The organism is Natronoarchaeum philippinense, from assembly GCF_900215575.1.
In the GTDB taxonomy this organism is placed as follows: domain Archaea; phylum Halobacteriota; class Halobacteria; order Halobacteriales; family Natronoarchaeaceae; genus Natronoarchaeum; species Natronoarchaeum philippinense.
In genome coordinates this window covers 448,989-469,850 of sequence record NZ_OBEJ01000003.1, presented here as the reverse complement: position 1 = coordinate 469,850, position 20,862 = coordinate 448,989, and the positions used below count along the sequence as shown (strand labels likewise).

General features: G+C 65.2%; 24 protein-coding genes. 14 read left to right on the top strand and 10 right to left on the bottom strand.

Annotated elements, in window-relative coordinates; genetic code table 11:
- Nucleotides 1–5 precede the first annotated feature (5 nt).
- A complete protein-coding gene (locus CRO01_RS13065; protein WP_097009682.1) occupies nt 6–800 on the top strand; it encodes an electron transfer flavoprotein subunit beta/FixA family protein in 795 nt (264 codons plus the stop codon).
- A complete protein-coding gene (locus tag CRO01_RS13060; protein WP_097009581.1) occupies nt 797–1,756 on the top strand; it encodes an electron transfer flavoprotein subunit alpha/FixB family protein in 960 nt (319 codons plus the stop codon). Before CRO01_RS13065 ends, CRO01_RS13060 begins: the two co-directional genes overlap by 4 nt.
- Nucleotides 1,757–1,856: 100 nt before the next feature.
- Here CRO01_RS13060 and CRO01_RS13055 read toward each other — a convergent pair whose 3' ends face one another.
- Nucleotides 1,857–3,080, bottom strand: coding sequence for an FAD-dependent oxidoreductase (locus CRO01_RS13055; RefSeq protein ID WP_097009580.1), 1,224 nt, complete (start codon nt 3,078–3,080; stop codon nt 1,857–1,859).
- 115 nt (nt 3,081–3,195) lie between these two features.
- Between CRO01_RS13055 and CRO01_RS13050 the strand changes: the two genes are divergently transcribed.
- Nucleotides 3,196–4,431, top strand: coding sequence for a cation:proton antiporter domain-containing protein (locus CRO01_RS13050; RefSeq protein ID WP_179747486.1), 1,236 nt, complete (start codon nt 3,196–3,198; stop codon nt 4,429–4,431).
- Nucleotides 4,432–4,518: 87 nt separating this feature from the next.
- Here CRO01_RS13050 and CRO01_RS13045 read toward each other — a convergent pair whose 3' ends face one another.
- Together CRO01_RS13045 and CRO01_RS13040 are read right to left on the bottom strand one after the other, a co-directional pair.
- Nucleotides 4,519–4,713 carry a cold-shock protein gene (locus CRO01_RS13045; protein ID WP_097009578.1) on the bottom strand — a complete coding sequence of 65 codons (195 nt, stop codon included), beginning with the start codon at nt 4,711–4,713 and terminating at the stop codon, nt 4,519–4,521.
- 211 nt (nt 4,714–4,924) lie between these two features.
- On the bottom strand, nt 4,925–5,779 hold the full coding sequence (locus CRO01_RS13040; RefSeq protein WP_097009577.1) for an alpha/beta hydrolase: 855 nt from the start codon (nt 5,777–5,779) through the stop codon (nt 4,925–4,927).
- A gap of 112 nt (nt 5,780–5,891) precedes the next feature.
- On the opposite strand from CRO01_RS13040, the gene CRO01_RS13035 reads away from it, so the two are divergent.
- Complete coding sequence (locus CRO01_RS13035; protein WP_097009576.1) at nt 5,892–6,212, top strand: 2Fe-2S iron-sulfur cluster-binding protein; 321 nt, start codon at nt 5,892–5,894, stop codon at nt 6,210–6,212.
- 23 nt (nt 6,213–6,235) lie between these two features.
- On the opposite strand, the gene CRO01_RS13030 is transcribed toward CRO01_RS13035, so the two are convergent.
- Nucleotides 6,236–6,916, bottom strand: coding sequence for an RNA ligase partner protein (locus tag CRO01_RS13030; RefSeq protein ID WP_097009575.1), 681 nt, complete (start codon nt 6,914–6,916; stop codon nt 6,236–6,238).
- Between the two features lie 44 nt (nt 6,917–6,960).
- Nucleotides 6,961–8,616 carry a sensor histidine kinase gene (locus CRO01_RS13025; protein WP_097009574.1) on the bottom strand — a complete coding sequence of 552 codons (1,656 nt, stop codon included), beginning with the start codon at nt 8,614–8,616 and terminating at the stop codon, nt 6,961–6,963.
- 212 nt (nt 8,617–8,828) lie between these two features.
- Between CRO01_RS13025 and CRO01_RS13020 the strand changes: the two genes are divergently transcribed.
- Nucleotides 8,829–9,953, top strand: a complete 1,125-nt coding sequence (locus CRO01_RS13020) for an RNA ligase (RefSeq protein WP_097009573.1) — start codon at nt 8,829–8,831, stop codon at nt 9,951–9,953.
- On the opposite strand, the gene CRO01_RS13015 is transcribed toward CRO01_RS13020, so the two are convergent.
- Entirely contained in the window at nt 9,954–11,033 is a 1,080-nt protein-coding gene (locus CRO01_RS13015) for an AI-2E family transporter (RefSeq protein ID WP_097009572.1), read from the bottom strand.
- A gap of 93 nt (nt 11,034–11,126) precedes the next feature.
- Between CRO01_RS13015 and CRO01_RS13010 the strand changes: the two genes are divergently transcribed.
- A complete protein-coding gene (locus CRO01_RS13010; protein ID WP_097009571.1) occupies nt 11,127–11,918 on the top strand; it encodes an alpha/beta fold hydrolase in 792 nt (263 codons plus the stop codon).
- Here the strand turns inward: CRO01_RS13010 and CRO01_RS13005 are convergent.
- A complete protein-coding gene (locus CRO01_RS13005; protein ID WP_097009570.1) occupies nt 11,915–12,286 on the bottom strand; it encodes a truncated hemoglobin in 372 nt (123 codons plus the stop codon). The genes CRO01_RS13010 and CRO01_RS13005 overlap by 4 nt on opposite strands.
- 100 nt (nt 12,287–12,386) lie before the next feature.
- Here CRO01_RS13005 and CRO01_RS13000 point away from each other — a divergent pair, with 100 nt between their 5' ends.
- From CRO01_RS13000 to CRO01_RS12990, 3 genes are all read left to right on the top strand, one after another.
- Nucleotides 12,387–12,617 carry an Lrp/AsnC ligand binding domain-containing protein gene (locus CRO01_RS13000; protein ID WP_097009569.1) on the top strand — a complete coding sequence of 77 codons (231 nt, stop codon included), beginning with the start codon at nt 12,387–12,389 and terminating at the stop codon, nt 12,615–12,617.
- Between the two features lie 190 nt (nt 12,618–12,807).
- Nucleotides 12,808–13,197, top strand: a complete 390-nt coding sequence (locus CRO01_RS12995; protein ID WP_218839193.1) for a hypothetical protein — start codon at nt 12,808–12,810, stop codon at nt 13,195–13,197.
- Between the two features lie 3 nt (nt 13,198–13,200).
- Nucleotides 13,201–13,398 (top strand): helix-turn-helix transcriptional regulator, encoded by a 198-nt coding sequence (locus tag CRO01_RS12990; protein ID WP_097009568.1) that lies wholly within the window; start codon nt 13,201–13,203, stop codon nt 13,396–13,398.
- 130 nt (nt 13,399–13,528) lie between these two features.
- Here the strand turns inward: CRO01_RS12990 and CRO01_RS12985 are convergent, their stop codons facing one another.
- Entirely contained in the window at nt 13,529–14,776 is a 1,248-nt protein-coding gene (locus tag CRO01_RS12985; protein ID WP_097009680.1) for an RNA-guided endonuclease InsQ/TnpB family protein, read from the bottom strand.
- Nucleotides 14,777–15,003: 227 nt separating this feature from the next.
- Here CRO01_RS12985 and CRO01_RS12980 point away from each other — a divergent pair, with 227 nt between their 5' ends.
- The 3 genes from CRO01_RS12980 to CRO01_RS12970 all read left to right on the top strand — a co-directional run bounded on the left by CRO01_RS12980 (nt 15,004) and on the right by CRO01_RS12970 (nt 17,795).
- Complete coding sequence (locus CRO01_RS12980; RefSeq protein ID WP_097009567.1) at nt 15,004–15,366, top strand: hypothetical protein; 363 nt, start codon at nt 15,004–15,006, stop codon at nt 15,364–15,366.
- A 334-nt stretch (nt 15,367–15,700) separates the two neighbouring features.
- Nucleotides 15,701–16,276: a heme NO-binding domain-containing protein gene (locus CRO01_RS16705; RefSeq protein ID WP_179747485.1), complete on the top strand. Its 576-nt coding sequence runs from the start codon at nt 15,701–15,703 to the stop codon at nt 16,274–16,276.
- Nucleotide 16,277: 1 nt separating this feature from the next.
- Entirely contained in the window at nt 16,278–17,795 is a 1,518-nt protein-coding gene (locus tag CRO01_RS12970; protein WP_097009565.1) for a methyl-accepting chemotaxis protein, read from the top strand.
- 404 nt (nt 17,796–18,199) lie between these two features.
- Here CRO01_RS12970 and CRO01_RS12965 read toward each other — a convergent pair whose 3' ends face one another.
- Nucleotides 18,200–19,288 carry an aminopeptidase gene (locus CRO01_RS12965; RefSeq protein WP_097009564.1) on the bottom strand — a complete coding sequence of 363 codons (1,089 nt, stop codon included), beginning with the start codon at nt 19,286–19,288 and terminating at the stop codon, nt 18,200–18,202.
- Nucleotides 19,289–19,409: 121 nt separating this feature from the next.
- Between CRO01_RS12965 and CRO01_RS12960 the strand changes: the two genes are divergently transcribed.
- Nucleotides 19,410–19,754, top strand: a complete 345-nt coding sequence (locus CRO01_RS12960) for a CHY zinc finger protein (RefSeq protein WP_375097343.1) — start codon at nt 19,410–19,412, stop codon at nt 19,752–19,754.
- Here CRO01_RS12960 and CRO01_RS17035 read toward each other — a convergent pair whose 3' ends face one another.
- Entirely contained in the window at nt 19,755–19,877 is a 123-nt protein-coding gene (locus CRO01_RS17035) for a DUF7859 family protein (RefSeq protein ID WP_259370018.1), read from the bottom strand.
- Between the two features lie 123 nt (nt 19,878–20,000).
- Here CRO01_RS17035 and CRO01_RS12955 point away from each other — a divergent pair, with 123 nt between their 5' ends.
- Complete coding sequence (locus CRO01_RS12955) at nt 20,001–20,759, top strand: ArsR/SmtB family transcription factor (protein WP_097009563.1); 759 nt, start codon at nt 20,001–20,003, stop codon at nt 20,757–20,759.
- The last annotated feature ends 103 nt before the right edge of the window (nt 20,760–20,862 follow it).

Here is a 20,862-nt window from a genome sequence, read left to right as displayed (position 1 = left end):
TAATGATGAAGATTCTGGTCACCGTCAAGGAAGTGGCGACGGTCGCGGACGACTTCGAGATCGAGGGGACGGAAATCGGTGAGCAGTACCGGGAGTACGACCTCAACGAGTGGGACGACTACGCCATCGAGGCGGCCGTACAGCTCGCCGAAGCCGGCGACGATGTCGAGGTCGTCACGGCGACGATCGGCCCCGAGCGCAGCGAGGAGACGATCCGGATGGCGCTGGCGAAAGGCGCCGACCGGGCGATCCGAGTCTGGGACGACGCGCTGGCCGACGCCGAGACGCTCGACGTGGGCTCGAAAGCCGAGATTCTCGAAGGCGTCGTCGAGGCCGAAGAGCCCGACCTAGTGTTGACGGGCGTCCAAGCCGAGGACGACGCCTTCGGCGGCACGGGCGTTGCGCTGGCCGAGCGCGTCGGCTACGGCTGGGCGGCCGTCGTCAACAACCTCGATCTGGAACCCGGCGCTGACGTGGCGTCGGTCCGTCGCGAACTCGAAGGCGGCGTCGAAGAGCTGACCGATGTCGAGCTTCCGGCCGTCCTGACGATCCAGACCGGGATCAACGAGCCCCGGTACGCGAGCCTGCGGGGCATCCGACAGGCCCAATCCAAGGAACTCGACGTGCAGACGCTCGAGGACCTCGACCTCGGCGCCGCGGCGGCCGACAGCAGTCTCGCCGTGACCGACATGTTCGTCCCCGAAACCGACAGCGACGCCGAGCTGTTCGAGGGCGACGCCGGAGAGAGCGCGGCCAAACTTGCGGGTGTCCTCCGTGACAAAGGGGTGAGCGCCGAATGAGCGACGTACTCGCCGTCGCCGAACACCGACGCGGCGACCTCCGGGACGTGAGCTACGAACTCGTCACGGCGGGGCGCGCGCTCGCCGACCAGACCGGCGGCGACCTCCACGTCGCCGTGATCGGCGGCGCCGTCGGGGAGTTCGCCGAGAAGCTCGACCGCGAGGGCGTCGATCGCGTGCTCACCGTGCCGGAAGGCGAGGAGTTCAACCACGACATCTCCCTGCAAGCGGTCGAACAGCTCGCCGCCGATGTCGATCCCGCGGTCGTGCTCGCGCCCAACAGCGTCAACGGGCTCGACTACGCGCCCGCGGTCGCCTCCGCGCTCGGACTGCCGTACGTCTCGGACGCGATCGACCTCTCGATCGACGGCGACACGTTGCGGGCCGAACGCGAGATGTACGGCTCGAAGGTTGCAACCACCTGCGAGGTCGACGCGACCGACGGCGTCGTGGCGACGATCCGCGGCGGCGAGTGGCCGGCCGCCGAGGGCCGCGGCGACGCCGAAATCGAGACGTTCGAGGTCGACATCGACGATGACGCGATCACCTCGTCGGTCCGCGGGTTCGAGGAGGTCGGCGGCGGTGATGTCGACATCAGCGAGGCCGACGTGCTCGTCTCGGTCGGTCGCGGTATCGAAGAAGAGGAGAACCTCGACCTCGTGCGCGATCTGGCCGACGCCTTGGACGCGACGCTGTCGTCGTCCCGACCGATCGTCGACAACGGCTGGCTCCCCAAGAACCGGCAGGTCGGCCAGTCGGGCAAGGTCGTCACCCCCGACGTGTACATCGCGGTCGGCATCTCCGGCGCCGTCCAGCACGTCGCCGGCATGAAGGGCTCGGATACGATCGTTGCGATCAACAACGATCCGAGCGCGCCGATCTTCGACATCGCGGACTACGGCATCGTCGACGACCTCTTCGACGTGGTGCCGGCGTTGATCGAGGAGTTCCAGTAGCGGTCCTATTGCTCCTCCGCGAGGGAGCGAGCGAGCGATTTTTTGGCCGAGCGGCGACGCCGCGAGGAAAGCGCGCACACCCGACGAAAAGAGTCGTCTTCTACCGCCTGCCGACCACGTCCGCATCGGCCGGGCCGGCGGCGTCGAACTCCTCGACCAGCGCGTCGAGTCGGTCCGGATCGTCGTGAGCCGTTAGCTGCTCTTCTGCGGTCCGGCAGGCGGCGTCGACGCCGAGGCGTTCGGCGATGTGGTCGACGGCGGCCTCGGCCATCAGCCGGTGAGTCGTGAGCTTGCCGCCGACGACGCTGGTGAACCCGTCGAGCCCGTCGCGGTCGGCGTGGTCGACGACGAAAAAGCCCCGCGAGATGCCGCGCTCGTCGCCGAGTTCGTCCTCCTCGGGGCCGTACAGCGGGCGGACGCCCCAGTAGGTGCGGGTCTGTTCGGCGTCGGCGACCGACGGGAGCATCGCCGCACACTCCTCGACGGTGCGCTCTACCTCCCACTCGGCCTGCTCGTAGTCGTCGGGATCCTCGACGGCGACGCTCGTGGTGCCGAGCACGACTTGCTCGCCGTGGGGAACGACGATGTCGCCGTCGTCCGGCGGCCGACAGCGGTTGAGTACGGGACCTAGATCGGAATACTCGACGCCGATCATGACGCCGCGCGTCGGCTTCATGTCGAGGTCGACGCCGGCCATCGATCCCAACTGGTCGGCCCACGCGCCGGTGGCGTTGACGACGTGGTCGGCCCTGATCTCGCCGACCTCGTGGTCGACCGCGGCGCCGACGACGGCGTCGTCTTCGATCAGCAGATCGGTCACCGGCGCGTCCGGCAGGATGCGAGCCCCGTGCGCTCTGGCGTCGGCGGCCGTCGCGGCGACCAGCCGCGAGGGGTAGATCACGCCGTCGGGCACCGACAGCGCGCGCTCGACATCGTCGGTGAGGTCGGGGACTTCGTCCTGCGCTTCGGCGGGCGTGAGTTCCTCCGCGGGGATGCCGTGCTCGCGGCAGGCGTCCCGCTTGGCGTCGAAGTACGCGGGGTCGTCGGCGTCCAACTGGACGAACAGCCCGCCCGTCTCCGCGATGCACTCGCCGGCGATCTCTCGGAGGATCTCGTTTTCGGCGATGCACTCGCGCGCGCCGGTCGCGTCGGCCTCGGCGTACCGCGCGCCGCTGTGTAACAGGCCGTGCGAGCGGCCGGTCGTGCCCGACCCCAGCCCGCCGCGATCGACCAGTGTGGTATCGAGTCCGCGCATCGCTAGATCTCGCACGATCCCCGTACCGGTTCCCCCGCCGCCTACGACGAGAACGTCCGTTCGCTCCATCGGGCTCGTCTAGGCGCCGAAGCGACTTCAGGCCGCGGATAACGTCGTCGTAGCGCCGCGGCCGGCGGTGGCGCACGGTGGCTTATTGACCACGGCGTCGTTGCTTGGGATGCCGATGACGGAGCTGAACGTCGTGGTCCTTCTGTTCGGAGGGTTGACGCTTACGCTCAGCCTCATCAGCGGGCTCCTGAAGGAGCGACTCTACGTCGTGACCGATCCGCTGGTGGCCACGCTGTTCGGCGTCGTCATCGGTCCGGTCGGCCTCGGGATGGTCGTCCTTCCGGCGGGCTGGGAGCGACTCGTCGTCGTCGAGCAGACTGCCCGCGTCACGGTTGCGCTCGCGGTGACCAGTATCGCGCTTCGGCTTCCCGACTCGTACGTTCGACGCCGCGCGCGTTCGCTCGCCGTGTTGCTCGTCCCCGGCATGACTGCGATGTGGCTTCTCAGCGGGTTGTCGGCGTACCTCGCGGTCGGCGTCGCCGTCCCGACGGCGATGCTGATCGGCGCAGTCGTGACGCCGACCGATCCGGTGATCGCCAACACGATCGTCACGGGGCGTCTCGCAGAGGAGAACATCCCGTCTCGCGTCCGCCGGCTCATCTCCGGCGAGTCAGGCGCGAACGACGGGCTCGCTGCGCCGTTCGTCCATCTTGGCATCCTCACTGTCCTGTATCCTCCGAGTGCGGCGCTCGCGGAGTGGGTCCCGTCGACGTTCGTTCAGGAACTCGCCATCCCGATCGCGGTCGGCGTCGCCGTCGGTGCCAGTGCCGGGATCGTCGAACGCTGGACCAGCGAACGCGAGATCACCGACGAAACGTCGGTGCTGACGGTGACGGTCGCGCTCACGTTCGCGGTGCTTGGCGCCGTCACGGTGCTCGGCGGCGGCGGGATCCTCGGCGTCTTCGTCGCGGCGCTCGCGTACAGCCGCTTTGCCGATCCGAGCGACGAGGCTCACGAACAGCAGGTGACGGAGGTGTTCAATCGCCTGTTCAGTTTCCCGGTGTTCGTCCTGTTCGGAATGGAAATTCCGTGGGCTAGATGGACCGCGCTGGGCTGGCGGGGGCCGGCGCTGGTCGTCGCCGTCCTGCTGGCGCGACGGCTCCCGATGGTGCTCGCGCTCGGCCCGGCGATTCACCCACTCGATACGCTGCGCTCCCGGCTGTTCGCCGGCTGGTTCGGCCCGGTCGGCATCGCCGCGCTGTACTACGCGACGCTCGCGGCCCGAGAGACCGGGGTCGAAATCGTCTGGGTCGCCGGGAGTCTCGTCGTCGCCGGATCGTTGCTCGCCCACGGCGTCACTGCGACGCCGCTGACGCTGCTGTACGGACGGCACGACGCCGACGCTCAGTGAGTCTCGGAGAGCACTGCTGCTCGCAGTCGTAGCTATCGAAGAATGGTGTCTGTGAAAGTCGCGGTAAAGCGACCGATTAGTACCGAATTACAGCCGCGTAAGGTTCGTCGCGCGCGGACCCTTGGGGGCCTGCTCGATGCTGAATTCGACTTCCTGTCCCTCAGTGAGGTCCTCGCCGCCGACATCTTCCATGTGGAAGAATACGTCGTCGTCCTCGTCCTCAGTCTCGATGAAACCGTAACCGCCAGTGTCGTTGAAGAAATCAACGTTTCCTTTCGCCATTGCATTCACACCCAGTGTCCGTACACGGATAATGATTCCGGTATTTCAACATCAGCATGTAGTTTCTGAACAAACTTCTTGGAAAAATTATCCTCGCCGTTCGAATGACCACGACCGTCGGCAGATCATCGATATCCTGTCCGTTACGGACAACTCATGGGGTATTATCGACGGAACAGAAGTTCGAATCATCGACACCCCAGCGTCGGCGTCACTCACCGAGCAGAAACCGAGCCGCATCGGGGAAGCGCCGCGCCCACGCCGCTTCTTGGTGGACGGCCCCCTCTTCGAGCACGAACCGAAGCTCCGAGTCGTCGTACCCCATCGCCTCGAGTTGTTCGACCATCTCGCGGGCTTCCTCGCGGTAGCGCGCCGAGAGGTCGGGACTGTCGGGCATCTCGTCGCCGCCAACGTCGAGATAGAGCCGGCCGGGAACGTGGGACTGCTCAGCGACGTACTCGAAGATCTGTCCCTCGGTCCACCAGAACGCGGGACTCAGCACGCCGGCAAAGCCGAACAGATCGGGATACTCGAAGTAGCCATAGAGACTGACGAGCCCGCCCAGCGAGGAGCCGGCGAGCCCGCGATACTCGCGGCCTGTCTTCGTCCGGAAGCTGTCCTCGACGGCCGGAACGACGCGCTCAGCGAGGAACGCCAGATACTCGTCGGCGTCGCCGCCGGGCAACTCGTCGGGGTCGTAGGGTGCGTCTTCGACGCCGGCCCCCGTCGGCTCGACGGGGCTGTACTCGCCTCCCCGGTCGTCGTCGGCGTTCGGAATCCCGACGACGATTGCCTCGATTCCCTCCTCGGCGAGAGTCTCCATCGTCTCGTCGACCTGCCACTCCCCGGAGTAGCTGATCCGGTCGTCGAACAGGTTTTTGCCGTCGTGCATGTAGACGACGGGATACTCGCGGTCGGCAGTGTCGTAGGACGGCGGTAGGTACGCCAGCAGTTCGGTCTCGCGGTCCAGACGCTCCGAGTAGAGACTGCTCGATACGCGCACGTCGCCGGCGACGGTCGGATCCTCCGAGAGGTCGTACTCGCGCCAGTCGAGTGTGTCGCTCATTCGGTTCTCTGTTTTCCTTGCCGGTATCAACCGTTTCGGGTTCCGGCAGCCGTTCGGTGGCGGTCGGCGGCTGCCCGTCGGCTACTTTATGAACGCACCCGTTGGAACCACTATGCCCACAGTAACGTTCGACGGCACGGAAATCGAGTGCGAGGCGGGCGAAATTCTCCGGGACGTGCTGCTGGACGCCGGTGAGACGCCGCACAACGGCTTGTCAAGTCGGCTCAACTGCCACGGTATGGCAACTTGTGGCACCTGCGCGGTCGAGATCGAAGGCGCGGCCGGCGAGCGTAACGCCGCCGAGGAGCGACGCCTGTCGTTCCCGCCACACGATCCCCACGACGGACTCCGACTCGCCTGCCAGACGACGGTTCAGGGCGATGTCGAGGTGACCAAACACGAGGGGTTCTGGGGACAGAACGTCGACGAGTAGGCGGCTCGACGCCGCCTCACACGTCAGCCAGCGTCGGCGCCCGATTCGTCGATCTCCTCGACAGCCCGAAGATACTCCCGAAGGAGATCAGGGAACTCCCGCCCTCGCAGGTAACGCAGCCCGAAGTCCTCGGTCCACGCGACGATGCCCTGATCTTCGGTGACGACGCCGGCGTCGAGCTCGCGCCCGAGCACGAGCAGATCGAAGTCCTCCCGCGAGTCGAGCACGCCCCGGCGAAGGGCGCTGCGGTACTTGTCCCGTAGGTCCGAGATGACCTGATCGGCGACGGTCATGTGCTCGTGGTCCTCGATCGGCTCGTCGGACGCCGCTTCGGCCCGGCGGACCGCGTCCTCGGCGACCCGGAGCCCGCGATCGACGCGGTCGCTCATCTCGTCGACGAAGCTGTAGACGACGTTCGCGGGGATCGACACCTCGTACCGGTCGGGGTGTTTGCGGATCACCCACGTGTTGAGCTTCGAGAACACGTCGTCGTCGACGTCCCGATCGGCGAGCATCGTCGTCAACTCGTCGTGGATCGTCGGCGGGACGTAACAAGAGATGCCCAAGCGTAGTCGCGCCGCCGCGATCAGGTCCAACAGATCCAGCACGGCCGCCTGCAGGGACTCGCCGTCGCCCCGGATCTCGTCGGTCAGGAACACCGACGTATCGAGGACGAACCGCTGTTTGAACGGGTCGTCTGGCATACGTATGCGTAGGCCGCGAGTGTGCAAATAGCTGTGTCTCGGCGTCAGGACTCCGGGACCCGAGGTGCCCACTCGATTCCGTCGAACTCGAATCTCGCCCCGCCGTCGTCGCTCTCGGTCACGGTGACGGCCCAGCCGTGGGCGTTCGCGATCTTCTTGACGATTTCGAGACCGAACCCGGTGCCGTCCTCCGAGGAGGTGAAGCCGGCTTCGAGGACGCGCTCTCGGCTCTCCGCGGGAATGCCGTCACCGTCGTCTTCGACGTAGAAGCCGCTACTGCCGTCTAGCTCGCCGACGGTGATCGTCACGTCCGACCCGCCGTGTTCGACGGCGTTGCGAAGCAAGTTTTCGATGAGCTGTCGGAGTCGGCTCTCGTCTGCGATCACCTGCAGGTCGTCCTCGACGGCCAGCGTCGCGGCGGCGGTATCGACGCCCTGCCAGCACTGCTCGACGGTCGCCGCCAGCGACACCGGTTCAGTGTCGCCGATGTCCTCGCCCTCTCGTGCGAGCGTCAGCACGTCCTCGATGATGTCGTCCATCCGGTCGAGGCTCTCGTCGATGGCTTCCAACTCCTCGCGGTCCTCGCGCTCGCGCTCGATGTCGACGTACCCCTGTGCGACGTTCAACGGATTTCGGAGGTCGTGGGCGACCATGCTGGCGAACGCGTTCAGGCGCTCGGTCTCTCGCTCTAGCTCTCGGCGGTACCGCTCGGCTTCGGTCACGTCCTCGATCCGCAGCAGTTCGCCGATCTGGACCTCGCCGGCGGTAAACGGCGACGCCGACACCTGGTAGTAGCGCGTCGAGTCGCCCTGTGTGCGTTCGAGGATGGTCTCGCCGTCGTCGTCCAGACGGTCGGCAACGTCGGGAAGCACGTCCTCGATCGGTCGGCCGGTCGCGTCGACCAGTTCCGGAAACAGGGTGCGTGCCTGCTGGTTCGACTCCCGAACGGTTCGTTCCTCGTTGAGATAGACGACGGGTTCGTCGTCGTTGCCGGCGAGTTGAATGTTCTGAAAGCCGTCGAGGTAGAAAAACAGGATGCCGACGGCGAAGGCCGCGACGCCGATCGGCTCGTAGGTGGTGTTCAACAGCAGCGGGCTGGTGACGCCCAGTACGTCGGCGATGGCGGGCAGTCCCGTCAGCGTCACCAGCGCGATAAACGGCTTCGCATCGTAGTCGACCTGCAGAAATCGCTCGATCAGCATGAAGTAGCCGACGAACGACAGCGCGTACGCCAGTGCCATCGCCAGCCAGTGGGCCAGCCCCGGCTCGATGGCGAGGTAGCGAAACGGCGTCGTCTGCCACGTCGCCGTGTAGTAAATCCCGTGAATCGGGTTCGTGAGCTTCACCAGCACGATACCGGCGAAGACGGCGACAGCGGCCCGGCGGATCGACGGCATCCGGTGGAGCATCCGTCCAGTGTAGGCCGAACAGAAGTACAGCCACGCCCCGACGGCGGCCAGCCCCGTCGAGAGCCCGATCACGAAGAACACGAGCCGCGCCGACCGCATCGGGACGAGCAGGTAGCCGACGTGCGAGACGGACCAGCCGCCACACAGCACCAGCAACGAGACGAGTCCTCGCCGCGTGTCGGGGTCGGTTATCTGTCGAGTCCGGGGGATGCTGATAAAACAGAGCAGTCCCGTGCCGCCGAACGCGACGACGTAGGCGACGAGCAGCGGGTCTGCACCAAAGAGCGACACGATACTCCCATATCTATCAGCGATAGCATATATAAATTTCCCGTGGCTCACCCGTCGAGTGCCCGCTATTGCCGGCCTGAATGCGGCCGATCCGTTGTGCCACCCTCGGACCGGCGCCACGTCGGTCGCCGCCGCTCCGGTGCGCTGTTTGGCCGGTCGTCCGCCACGGGCGACTATGGTGCGTGCTGTCGTAGCTACGCCGGGGGAGACCAGTGGAGTACCACCGACAGCTCGGGCTGTCACCCGAGACGTTCGAGACCGTGCTCGACCACGTCGAGCGGGCGAGCTACGAGGGCACCGAGTACCGCCACGTTCCGGACTATCGCCGCGGCGTCGAGCGCGGGACGGTCCTGTTCGACGGCGCGGTCGTCCGCGGCTTCCCGAAGGTGCCCCGGACGCTCGTTCTCGGGGCGGGCGTCCCGCAGCAGTTCGACGGCCCCGTCGCCGTCGAGGAGAAACTGAACGGATACAACACTCGCATCGCACGCATCGACGGCGACGTGCTGGCGTTCTCGCGGAGCGGACTGGTCTGCCCCTACACGACGTGGTTCGTCGAGCGCCGACTCGATCTCGATCCGCTGTTCGACGACCATCCCGACACCGCGGTCTGTGGCGAGATGATCGGGTCCGAGAACCCCTACACTCCCCACGACTACTCCGGCGTCGACTCGCTGGCGTTCCGCGCGTTCGACTGGCGCGACCGCCAGTCGGGTGAGCCCCTCGACGTGCGCGGGCGCCGGGAGCGCTACGGCGAGTACGGCGTCCCGCAGGTCCGGCTGTTCGGCGTCTACGATCCGGACGACGCCGCGGACGAGCTTCGAGAGATCATCGACCAGTTAGACGCCGACGACCGGGAGGGCATCGTGATGAAATCCCTCGACGGCGTGACCCAGTTGAAGTACACGACCTCGGCGGCCAACCGTGGCGATCTTGCCTACGCCTTCTCGTTGCCCTTCGACTACGGACAGGCGTTCATGTTCCGGCGGCTCATCCGCGAGGCGTTCCAGTCGATCGAGTGGAACGAATCACCCGAGCAAGCACACAAGCGCGCTCACGCGGTCGGTGAGGCGATCGTACTGTCGATGACCGAGACTATCGAACGCGTTGCTGACGGCGAGGCCGTCGGCGAGCGCCACACGGTGCGGGGCGATCCCGCGGCGATCGACGACCTGCTCGATCACCTCGACGCGCAGGGACTGACGATCGACGTGCAAGCCGACGACCGGGTCGAGAGGGAGCGCGACGGCGCCGAGCGCGTCGTCACGTTCTGCAAGCGCGTCCAGTCGACTAACGACACGATTCGAGGCTACCTCGACGGACAGATCGTCCGGGAGTAGTTAGAGGTATTCGCCGACGAGCCACGGGAAGATGTCCTCGGCGAAGTGGACGGCGGCGACGACGACGATCGGGCCGAAAAACAGCCCCCACCAGCCGAAGGTCAGCGCCCCGAGGAAGTAGCCAAGCATCACGAGGCCGATGTGGAGCGTGTTGCGCCCCGAGAGGTACGGCCGGATGACGATGTCCGGGATCGTGTCGACGACGACTCCCGACACGGCGAGAAACGCGATCGGATGCCACGCCGGGGTCGAACCCACCACCGCCGCTGCCCCGAGGTACGCCGCGTAGGGCAGGTAGACCAGCTTCATCCCGACGACCGGGACGAGCGTCCCGATCCCGATGAGCGCGCCGAGCAACACCGGCGTCCCGACGACGGCGCTGCCCGGCGCGAGCAGGTTAAATCCGAGATAGATCAGGCTCGCCTGCACGGCCGTGAACACGATGAACGCGAGATTGTTGAAAAAGACCGTTTCGAGGTCGGCGTCGACGCCGTCGACGAAGGAGACGATCCGGTCGTCGTACTCGACGGCGCTGACGAACCAACTCCGGAGTTTGTGGCCGTCGCGCAGGAGATAAAAGAGGAGAATGAGCATCAGCGCCACTCTCGTGAGGACGGCGAAGACGGCGCCGATGGCTGCCACGAGCCGGCTCAGAACGCTGCCGGCTGCGCTTCCGGCCGAACCGGGCACACCGCCGGCTTGGGAAACTGTCTGGCGAAGCTGCCGAAGCTCACCGCGCTGAATCAAGTCCAGATACGGCTGGACGTACGGTTGCAGCGTCGAAAGAGCGCCCCCCGAGAGCACGCTGTCGAGTTCCTGTACCAGCAGGGCGAGGCCGTAGCCGATCACGATCAGCATCGGAACGACCAGCGCCAGCAGCGTCAGCACCACGGCGAGAGTCGGGTGGGCCGTGCGCGCCTCGATCCGGCGGTAGATCGGGCGAGTCGCGTAGTACAGAAAGATCGCCGAGACGAGCGCACCGACGTAGCTCCGCAGCGCGACGCCGACGAAAGCTGCCAGCACGACGCCGATCATCGTCCAAAGCAGCCTCTCGGCCGAGTTGCCGCCGCGAGTTCCCATACGACTCTCACCACGTCCCGCGGGAAAAACGACCGACACGGAGACTATGACCCGCACCCAAGCATCTTTGGGCCCCCTCGACAGTGTGCTCCCATGGATCTACCGGACGACTGGACGACTGGCACCGTCCGCGCGAACGGCATCGACATCCACTACTACCGAACGGGATCAGGACCGCCGATCGTCATGGCACACGGCTACACCGACAACGGCCGGTGCTGGGCGCCGCTGGCAGCCGATCTGCGCTCGGACTACGACCTCATCATGTACGACGCCCGCGGCCACGGCAAATCCGACGCTCCGGCGTCGGGGTACGGCATCGACGACCGCGTCGAGGATTTCGTCGGCGTCGTTCGGGCGCTGGACCTCGACGATCCCATCTTCTTCGGGCACTCGATGGGCGGCTCGGCGGCCAACTGCGCCGCGGCGGCGTACCCCGAGCTCCCGCGCGCGCTCGTCCTCGAAGATCCGGCGGGGATGCTCGGCGACTTCGGCGATCCCGACGCTCGCGCGCGGGACAAGCGCGCCGAGATCGAAGGATGGCAGGACCGGTCGGTCGAGGAGTTCATCGACGACTCGAGCGCGCACGGTGCCGAACTGGAGTATGCCCTTGCGCTGGCCCGAACCGAGTGTAGCCCCGAAATCGCACAGGTCGCCCGGGAGGGGTATCCCGACGCCGGAACCGCCTTCGAGGACGTGCGCTGCCCGACGCTGGTGTTGAAGGCCGACGCCGAACCGGCTGCTCGCGCCGATCACCTCGACGCCGCAGCTGCGCTTGCCGACGGCCGACTCGTCCACGTTCCCGGCGCCGAACACTGCGTCTTTCGGACCCGGTACGACGCCGCGTATCGGGAGCTTCGGACGTTCCTGCGGCGGCGGTCCTAGTCGTCCGAGCCGGCCAACAGATCCTCCTCGTACGCGGCGACGGCGCCGACGACGGCGTCAGCGTCCTCGGGCGCCACGTCGAACTCGTCGAGGCTCTCGTACAGCAGTTCGACGGCGCGCTGGATGTGCTCGGGCTCGAACGGGACGTGGCTGTGGGCCTCGCGGACCGGCGCGGCGTCGTACGTCTCCGGGCCGCCCGCCGCCTCGCAGAGGAAGTCAGTTTGCGTTCGGCGCAGCGACGCCACGTTCGCGTCCTCGAAGAACGGGCCCAGTGACTCGTCGGCGACCAGCCGATCGTAGAAGTCGTCGACGACTGCTCCGATTCCCTCGCGTCCACCCAACCGCTCGTACAGCGTCTCCGCGGTCATAGCCGCGCTTGGCGCGGCCCGATATATAGACCCCTCGTTGGCGGCGACGGAGGTCTCGGTGGCAGGGGTAGCTTTGACCTCGCCGCTCGAACGTGCAGGTATGGTCCGGGCGTACACTGTGATCGACACCGGTGCGGGAACGTCAACTGCGGTTTGTGAGTCCATACGAGCGCTCGACGGCGTCGCCGAGGCACACGTCGTCGGCGGCGAGTTCGATATCGTCGCGGAACTCGAAGGCGATCACACCCACGATCTCCAGCGCACACTGACCGCGGGCATCAGGACGATCGAGGATGTCGGGACGACGCGAACCTACGTCTGTCTGGAGTGAGTGGCCGAAGACGCCATCTGATGTGCTGAGTCGAATACTCCCGATTTCGGCGCTACTCACGCGCCATCGTGGGCACGTTCTGAATCGCTATTTTCTCGATCCTTCTGTGTGCAGTCGTCCCTAGTGGGTCGTTTTTCTCCGACACTATGGAAAACACTTATTTCATATTGGAAAGTTAGCTTTACACAGAATGGGACTGACCTACCGCACCCAGACCCACAGTAGCATCGTGCTGATGGCCCTCGGCGTCCTCGCGCTGACTGTCGGTGCCGATGTCGCACCCCAGCCGTCGACCGGGACCGCCCTCGCCGTCGGTGGCGGCCTCGTCGTGACCGTTGCCGGCGTGTGGGGGTTCCGGCTCGTCGAGCAGCGAGACGACTTCGACGAGCGGTACCTCAAGATCGGACTCCGCGCGGCAGCGATCGCCCTCTGGGCGTTCTACTGGGCGGCGTCGGTCGTGGCAGCACTGGACCGTAGCGGCGGCATCGCGACACCAGTGCTCGATCCGCTGACGTGGCTCATGATGATTCCCTTCGTAGTATTCTTCGTGACAGCGTTGTACTACAGCCGGGTTATGTGAACAATGGAGAACGATCTCAAAGTCTGGCGCGCGAAGGCGGACGTGACACAAGCGGAACTGTCCGACGCCGTCGGGGTCTCGCGTCAGACGATCAACGCCATCGAGCGAGGCCGGTACGATCCGAGCTTGGAGTTGGCCTTCGAGTTGGCGCTGTACTTCGAGTGTGACATCGAGGACATCTTCCACTACGATCCCGAGTAAACTACCCCACCCTACTCCCTCGGCGCATACGCGCCTCGGTCCTTGAGGGTGGGGCCACCGATAGAGCGGAGCTCTATCGAGGCCTCGAAAGGCTTCGCCTTTCGGTGGCTTTGATGTGGACTCCCGGCAATCAGTCACCAGCAATAGGCCGGTGACTCTCGCCGTTCAACGTCCCACCATTCACACGCAGGTCTACTTCTGCGTCTCCGCTCCCCGACTTGGGCGAGGAACGGAGTCTGTGTGTCCGCTTTCGGGCGTACCGTAGCCCGATATTCTTCGCACCGTTGTAATCCGCGTTCACCTCGTAGCCACACTTCTGGCAACAGAAGTGTTCTCCGCGGCGGTTGTCCTCGTGCGTGAACCCACAATCCGTCCGAGAACAGCGTTGAGACGTGTGATTCGGTTCGACTTGCTCCACGGAGATGCCCTGTTCGGGCGCTTTGTAGGAGACGTACTCGTAGAGGCGTCGGAACGCCCACACGTGGTGCCACTTCGCCTGCGGAAGCCGCTCTCGAATGTCGGTCAACTCCTCGAACACAATAACGTCGCAGTCGTGTTCGACAGCTTCCGCGACAAGTTCGTTAGCGGCCGTGTGGATGTACTGTTTCCGCCACGCTTCTTCGCGCTTCCCGAGGCGAAGCAAGGCGTTGTGCGCGGCTTGTGTGCCGCGCTGTTGCATCTCACCACGCCGCTTCTCAAACTCACGGCACCAGTGGTCGTAGTCGTCTCCCTGCCAGAACGTACCGGTCGAGGAGACTGCCAACGAGTTGACGCCGAGGTCGATACCGAGGACCGTTTGGTCGGGGTGCCCGGTATCTTCCGAAACCTCTGCGTCACCGTCTATTCGCCGCGTCGAGAGTTGGATGTAGAACTCGCCGTCCACCGCGTCGTATCGAACCGTACTTTCGCGGAACTCGTAGTCCTCGGAGAGAACGTACCGCTCGTAGGGCGTCGGGCTGTCTGCCGGGAGAACGAACGATGGTTCTATCCGCCCCTCGACGGTTGCCAGCGATACCTTGTTGGGGTAGAAGGTCGCGCTCCGTGCGTCGTAGTCCATCGTTTCAGCGGTAAACGTCGGGCAAGAGACACGCTGCCCTTTCTTCCACCGTTCGACACACGCTTTGACGGCTTCGACGGCGCGTTTGATGGCGGCTTGGACGAGTTGTGCCTGTAGGTCTGTCTCCTCTCGAAGCTCGGAGTAGAGTGCGTCACGAACCTGTCTCTTGTTGGTTCTGCACTCGGTGTAGGTGGTGTCGGACCAACAGTAGTCGGCGGTTCGGTTCGCGCAATACAGGTATTGCTCGGCAGTTCGGTGGAGTGCATCACGTTGCTCGTCGGAAAGGTCGAGTTTCACGACGGCAGTTCGACGCACGTCCAGAACTTCAGAGAGCACCTGACGGTAGTTATACGTTCGGGAGTCGATCGGTCGCAGTATGCTGGTTGTGTCGTACCATGTCGGTTTCCTCTCCGGCCTACTCACTCCCTTTGCTACGCTTCGGTCGCTCCTTGAGGCCGGAGGCTCCACCTCGAAAACGCTGAGTCCGCGCGGGTGCCAGAGCAACGGCGACGGTGAGTTTCAAGGGGCCAGACCGCTCACGTTCTGGTATGGATCTGGAAGAGATCGCTGACGACCGCGGTCGCCTCGCTCGAACACTCGCTGCCGGCGTTCTCGGGGTCGTCGCGCTCTGTTCGCTCCGGAAGGGGAAACGGTTGCGCGCCCTGCTTGCCGGCGGCGGCGCCGTCGCGCTCGGGTATCAGGCGACGACCGAAAGCGACGAGATGACCGACCTCGATATCGACTCGCTCGGCGCCGACGCAAGCTCGACAGACGAGGAGACTGCCGAGGCGGAGTCGGCTGACGACGAGTTCCGCTGTGCAGCCTGTGGCGAACCCATCGTCCCGGGGCAGGCTCGCGGGCCGAATGCGGCCGGCGAGATCGTCCACGAGGACTGCGACGCGGCGGCCTGAGCGTCGGATCACCGGCGCTGGTTCTGCCACTGTGCATAGCAGCGGGTCGCTACGGGACGCCGACGCTCAGTGTGGCTTGACGCCGCTGTCGAGCAAGGCGTCGCTGTCGGACGCGGCAGTTCGGTTGCGCTCCCGAGTGCTCATGCATCGGAAAGCCGCTGATCGCTGTTTTACTCCCGATATATGGCTTATATCTATCATATGTGGATTTATATTTCTCCGATACTTGGATAGTAGTCAGCATGGTTCTCGACCTGAAGATCGCACGGAGGAAGACGCCGGGTCCGGCAGCCGCCGGCGTCTGCTGGCCGTTCCAGCGCGGGGTCAGTTGCTGATGCATGGCATCATTCTGAAGACGCTCAAAGATTACATCGTCGAGCAGTACGACACGGAGACGTGGGCGGACGTGCAGGCGCAAGCGGGGCGGGAGGGCGAGATGTACGTCGCAGTCACGACCTACGACGAGGAAGTCACCGTCGAGTTGCTGGATGCAGCGCTCGATGTCACCGACACCTCGATGAAGGCGTTCATGTACGACTGGGGAGAGTGGATCATCGAACCGATCATCGACATCTACGGCAGCGCGTACGTCGAGCCCCACTGGGATGGCCTCGACTTGCTCTCCCAGATCGAAGCGATCCACACGCAACTCCGACAGCGCCGGATGGGCGAGATGACGCCGCCGGTCTTGCGCATCGACGAGATCGACGACCGGACGCTGAAGATCGTCTACGGCTCCCAACGACAGTGGTGCCAGTGGATCCCCGGGCTCATCGAAGGCGTCGGAGACTACTACGACGAGGCGTATCGCTACAAGGAACACACCTGTATGCTCGAGGGCGACGAGCAGTGTACGTTTAGCGTTCAGCGAGTTCAGAATCCGGAAGCCGCGGGACAGGTGGGTGACTGAGATGGCTGCTGACACCACCGTCGACGACAGCGGGGATGGGATCGGTGCCGTCTCGCTCGGGATCGTGACGCTACTCGTCGGCGGCGTCGTTCTCGCCGGCGCGCTCGTCGGTACCGGGAACGTCGATCCCACTGTCGCTGCCGCCGGTGGGGCGGGCGTCCTCGCCAGCACCGCCGTCGGGACGGCACTGTCCGCGCGGCGCTCCAGCAGCGACGCTGGCGACCGCGAGGCGTTCCGGACGGCGCTGGAAGCCCGCAGTACAGGTGACCAGATAGAGGAGAGTTGGAGCAATCCTGCCCTCGAATTGGCGGCGAGCGAGCTCAACGACAGCGTCCGCGAGTCGTCGACGCTGCGAGAGCAGGTCAGCGAACTCGAAGACGACCGTGCGACGCTGCGACGCCACGCACAGGAGCGCGACGCTCTTGCCGCGGACATTGAGCGGTGTGCCGAGCGCGTCGCTGCCGAGGACGATTTCACCGTTCGCGTCGACGAAGAGTGGTCCGACGATACGGCCCAGACGACCGCCGCGTCGGTGAACACCCTACTCGACGAGACCGCGACCACGCTGGCCGACATTCGCGGCTTCGCCGACGAGGTCGCCGCCTACAGCCACGAGGTGACCCTTTCGACCCAAGAAATCAGTGAGGGTGCCGACCGAGTTCAGGAGATGCTCGACGAGATCGCCGAGGAGTCGACCACTCAGGCCGCCGAACTCGAACGTGCCACCGACGAGGTCGGCGACCTCTCGGCGACCGTCAAGGAGATGTCCGTTTCGACGGCCGAGGTCGCCGACATCGCCGAGCGGACCGCGGAAGTCGGTCGCGAGGGCCGCGACGCCGCGACCGACGCGATCGAAGGCATGAGCCAGATCCAGTCCGAATCCGCCCAAACCGTCGAGGCGCTCGAACAACTCGAAGCCGAGGTTACCCAGATCGACGAGCTTATCGAGTCGATCCGAGAGGTCGCCGAGGAGACGAACCTGCTCGCACTGAACGCCAACATCGAAGCGTCACGCACCGGCGAGGAGGAGGGCTTCGCGGTCGTCGCTACCGAGATCAAGGAGCTGGCCGAGCGCTCCAAGGAAGCGGCCGACGAGGTCGAGGAACGCCTCGACAACATCCGGTCCCAGACCGAACAGACCGTCGGCGAGGCCGAGCAGACGAGCGAGTTGATCGCCCAGCAGACCGCCTCCGTCGAGGACGCGATCGACTCGCTGGAAGAGATCGCCCGGGTGGCAGCCCAGACCAACGCGGGCGTGCAGGCCATCAACGAGACGACCGAACAGCAGGCCGACTCGGTCGGCGAGGTACTCGAGACGGTCGCGGACGCGACCGAGGTCTCCTCGACGACGGCCGACGAAGCCGAGCGCGCGGCGACCACCGCCGAATCACAGTCTACCGCGCTCTCCCGAGTCAACGAGAGTATCGACCGACTCTCCGATCAGGCCGACGAACTCAGCGAGACGTTGGAGTCGGTCGACGTAGACGCCGAGCAGGCGACGCCGACAGACGCCGCCTGAGCAGCAGCCGTCTCGGCGTCGTCGAAAATCGTTACAATCGCTGGAATTGAATATCGGCGAGCGTCGGCGTCAGACCATAAGACTCCCTACATCTTCGATATTTCCCCGGCAGAACGGACAGCGATAGTTGGTCGAAAATCCGTCGCCCTGCGTGACCGTGCGCGCTTCGAGTTCGTGCATCGCAATGTGTCGCTCGCAGTCAGGACAGTCGACTTTGGGCATAGATACGGATTCACACAGACAATTAATAAATTGAATTGAAGTTTTCGGATAGAGTTGAGAGAAAATTATGATAGGGTGATCCGGGCACCGGGGCGCGGTTTCGATGGCACACGCCGTTCGTCTGCTCCGGGGTTCTGATTACCTGTTGCGGTTCGGAGCTAACGGAGTGATCGAGAATCGCGCTATTCCTCGAACCCGTCCTCGAACCGGAACGTCCCGTTACGCTGGACGACCTCGCCATCGACTTCGATCCGCGAATCCTCGCTCATATCCACGATCATGTCGACGTGGACGGCGCTCTCGTTCTGTTCGTTGCCCTCGCCGACGGTGTCCTCGTAGGCTCGGCCGACCGCCATGTGGACGGTGTCGCCCATCTTCTCGTCGAACAGCATGTTGTAGGTGAACTGGTCGATATCGCGGTTCATCCCGATGCCGAGCTCGCCGAGGCGTCGGGCGCCGTCGTCGGTGTCGAGAATCTCCGTAAGTACGTCCTCGTTCTTGCTCGCGGAGTGCTCGACGACCTCGCCGTTCTCGAAGTGCAGGTGGGCGTCGAGGACTTCGCGGCCCTGCTGGTAGACGGGCTTGTCGAACAGCACTTCGCCCTCGACGCTGTCGGGTTGGGGCGCGGTGAACACCTCGCCGCCGGGGACGTTGTGCTTGCAGGTGTCGTTGATCGTCGGGTTGTCGGCGACGCGCATCCGAACGTCGGTGGTGTCGCCGCTGACGATTCGGACTTCCTCGGCGCCGTCGAGGATTTCGACCATCTGAGCCTGGAACTCCTCCTGTGCGTCCCAGTCTTTGTTGACGGCGTCCCAAACGAAATTCTCGTACCCCTCGGTGCTCATCTCGGCGAGTTGGGCGTTCGCCGGCGCGGGATACTGGGTGAGCGTCCAGTTGTCGGTGAGTCGCTCGTCGAGGATGGGTCGGCGCGCCTGCTGGTAGGCTGCGTTTCGTTCCGGCGCCACGTCGCTGGTCTCGGTGACGTTCTCGTCGGCACGGACGTGGATGTGGGCGTCGGCTGCCTCGACGAGCGCCATCTCGTGGTCCGGTAGCTCGAACTCGCCGTCGTGAGAGCGCATGTAGGCGCGGTGTGCGCGGGCGCTTCCCGAGACAGAGACCGGGTTGGCGCCGACATCGCCCAGCGCCTCGTAGATGGCGACCAGCAGGTCCTCGGCGACGTCCGGTACTCTGACGATCACGTCGTCGCCCTCCTCCAGTTCGAGCGCTTCGTGGACGAGCAACGACGCGTGTTCGCGGATTCGTGGGTCCATACCACCTTGTGAATCCGGGCCGTGCAAAACCGTTTGGTTTTCCGAAGGTAGCGGGCCAGTCGTCCTCACGTCCGGCGTCCACGGCACAGCGGTTATGATGATCGCACGCGCAATGCTCGGTGTGCAGGTCCACGGTCACGAGGTCCGCGGCGAGGGCGTCGACGCCGAAACGCGGTGTGCCCACTACGACAGCGCGCTCGATGTCGTCGCAATCAAGTTCGACTGCTGTGGGACGTACTACCCCTGCTTTCGGTGTCACGACGCCGTCACCGAGCACGATGCCGACCGCTGGCCGGCAGCGCGCCGGGACGAGCCGGCCGTGCTCTGTGGGGCCTGCGGGGCCGAACTCACCGTCGAGACGTACGTCGGCGTCGACGCGTGTCCCGAGTGCGACGCGGCGTTCAATCCGGGCTGTGCCGACCACTATCAGCGCTACTTCGAGGCCGCCGAAGCGGACAGCCGGTGACTACCGACCGTTGTCCATTCCTTCTTTGAACGACAGCATCGTCCGACGCACGAGCAAGAACAGGAAGAAAAACAGGCCGACGAAGGCCGCGACGAGGACGACGAAGAACGGGTCGAGGTTCATGAGTCGAGATTCAGGCGGGTCGCTGAAATGCGTTTCGGCGGAGCGTCCGACGGGGGGCGATCGATGAGAGAACGCCGGTTCCAGCCCGGAAAGTTCATGCCCGACGATTGAGACGTGTATGGCATGGCCGACCTCCTGCCCTCCTCCCCCGACACCTCGGCCGCGGACGACGGCGATCCGAGAGTGGTCGGACTCGACAGCGACGAGGCCGACGACGTGCTGGCCGCCCTTTCCTCGGGCACCGCCCGCGAACTGCTCGGCGCGCTCCACGACGACCCCGGGACGCCCTCGGAACTCGCGGATCGGGTCGACACCTCGCTACAGAACACCCAGTACCACCTCGAAAAGCTCGAAGACGCCGACGTGATCCGCGTCATCGACACGGTCTACTCCGAGAAAGGCCGCGAGATGCGAGTGTACGCCCCGACCGACCAGCCGCTGGTCGTGTTCGCGGGCGACGAGGACAAAGAAACGGGGCTCCGAGCCGCGCTCTCCCGGCTGATCGGGGCGCTCGGCGCGGTTGCCGGTGCGAGCCTGCTCGTCCAGCACCTCGTCGCTAGCCCCGAGACCGGCAGCACCACCGACGGTGGAACCGGCGGCTCGACGGACGGGGGCGGCGACTTTACAACCAGCGGCAGCTCGACAGGTGGCGACGGCAGCGGCGACATCACAACTAGCGACGTGCAAGGCGACAGCGCCAGCGGGGCCGGCGCGGACGACGGCGGCGCCAGCGGCGGCATCGACGTGCCGCTGCTGGGTGACGGTCCGCTCGCTGATATCGTCGGCGCCGGGCTCCCACCGGGGGCGCTGTTTTTCGCCGGGGGTGCAGTTGTCGTGCTGGCGTGGTACACTGTCTGGTACGCCCGAATCTATCGGACCTGATCAGACGCCGTGCCCGCCGGCAGGTAACTAAAATCGCCGTTTGAGTCTACGGTGGCTCTTTTGATACGGGGACACGAGTCGTTGTTGCGTCCCTCACAGGACG

What these genes read in the sequence shown, in the direction of transcription:
- CRO01_RS13065 (WP_097009682.1), top strand. Translation starts at nt 6, where the DNA reads ATGAAGATTCTGGTCACCGTCAAGGAAGTGGCGACGGTCGCGGACGAC.
- CRO01_RS13060 (WP_097009581.1), top strand. Translation starts at nt 797, where the DNA reads ATGAGCGACGTACTCGCCGTCGCCGAACACCGACGCGGCGACCTCCGG.
- CRO01_RS13055 (WP_097009580.1), bottom strand. Translation starts at nt 3,080, where the DNA reads ATGGAGCGAACGGACGTTCTCGTCGTAGGCGGCGGGGGAACCGGTACG.
- CRO01_RS13050 (WP_179747486.1), top strand. Translation starts at nt 3,196, where the DNA reads ATGACGGAGCTGAACGTCGTGGTCCTTCTGTTCGGAGGGTTGACGCTT.
- CRO01_RS13045 (WP_097009578.1), bottom strand. Translation starts at nt 4,713, where the DNA reads ATGGCGAAAGGAAACGTTGATTTCTTCAACGACACTGGCGGTTACGGT.
- CRO01_RS13040 (WP_097009577.1), bottom strand. Translation starts at nt 5,779, where the DNA reads ATGAGCGACACACTCGACTGGCGCGAGTACGACCTCTCGGAGGATCCG.
- CRO01_RS13035 (WP_097009576.1), top strand. Translation starts at nt 5,892, where the DNA reads ATGCCCACAGTAACGTTCGACGGCACGGAAATCGAGTGCGAGGCGGGC.
- CRO01_RS13030 (WP_097009575.1), bottom strand. Translation starts at nt 6,916, where the DNA reads ATGCCAGACGACCCGTTCAAACAGCGGTTCGTCCTCGATACGTCGGTG.
- CRO01_RS13015 (WP_097009572.1), bottom strand. Translation starts at nt 11,033, where the DNA reads ATGGGAACTCGCGGCGGCAACTCGGCCGAGAGGCTGCTTTGGACGATG.
- CRO01_RS13010 (WP_097009571.1), top strand. Translation starts at nt 11,127, where the DNA reads ATGGATCTACCGGACGACTGGACGACTGGCACCGTCCGCGCGAACGGC.
- CRO01_RS13005 (WP_097009570.1), bottom strand. Translation starts at nt 12,286, where the DNA reads ATGACCGCGGAGACGCTGTACGAGCGGTTGGGTGGACGCGAGGGAATC.
- CRO01_RS13000 (WP_097009569.1), top strand. Translation starts at nt 12,387, where the DNA reads ATGGTCCGGGCGTACACTGTGATCGACACCGGTGCGGGAACGTCAACT.
- CRO01_RS12995 (WP_218839193.1), top strand. Translation starts at nt 12,808, where the DNA reads ATGGGACTGACCTACCGCACCCAGACCCACAGTAGCATCGTGCTGATG.
- CRO01_RS12990 (WP_097009568.1), top strand. Translation starts at nt 13,201, where the DNA reads ATGGAGAACGATCTCAAAGTCTGGCGCGCGAAGGCGGACGTGACACAA.
- CRO01_RS12980 (WP_097009567.1), top strand. Translation starts at nt 15,004, where the DNA reads ATGGATCTGGAAGAGATCGCTGACGACCGCGGTCGCCTCGCTCGAACA.
- CRO01_RS16705 (WP_179747485.1), top strand. Translation starts at nt 15,701, where the DNA reads ATGCATGGCATCATTCTGAAGACGCTCAAAGATTACATCGTCGAGCAG.
- CRO01_RS12970 (WP_097009565.1), top strand. Translation starts at nt 16,278, where the DNA reads ATGGCTGCTGACACCACCGTCGACGACAGCGGGGATGGGATCGGTGCC.
- CRO01_RS12965 (WP_097009564.1), bottom strand. Translation starts at nt 19,288, where the DNA reads ATGGACCCACGAATCCGCGAACACGCGTCGTTGCTCGTCCACGAAGCG.
- CRO01_RS17035 (WP_259370018.1), bottom strand. Translation starts at nt 19,877, where the DNA reads ATGAACCTCGACCCGTTCTTCGTCGTCCTCGTCGCGGCCTTCGTCGGC.
- CRO01_RS12955 (WP_097009563.1), top strand. Translation starts at nt 20,001, where the DNA reads ATGGCCGACCTCCTGCCCTCCTCCCCCGACACCTCGGCCGCGGACGAC.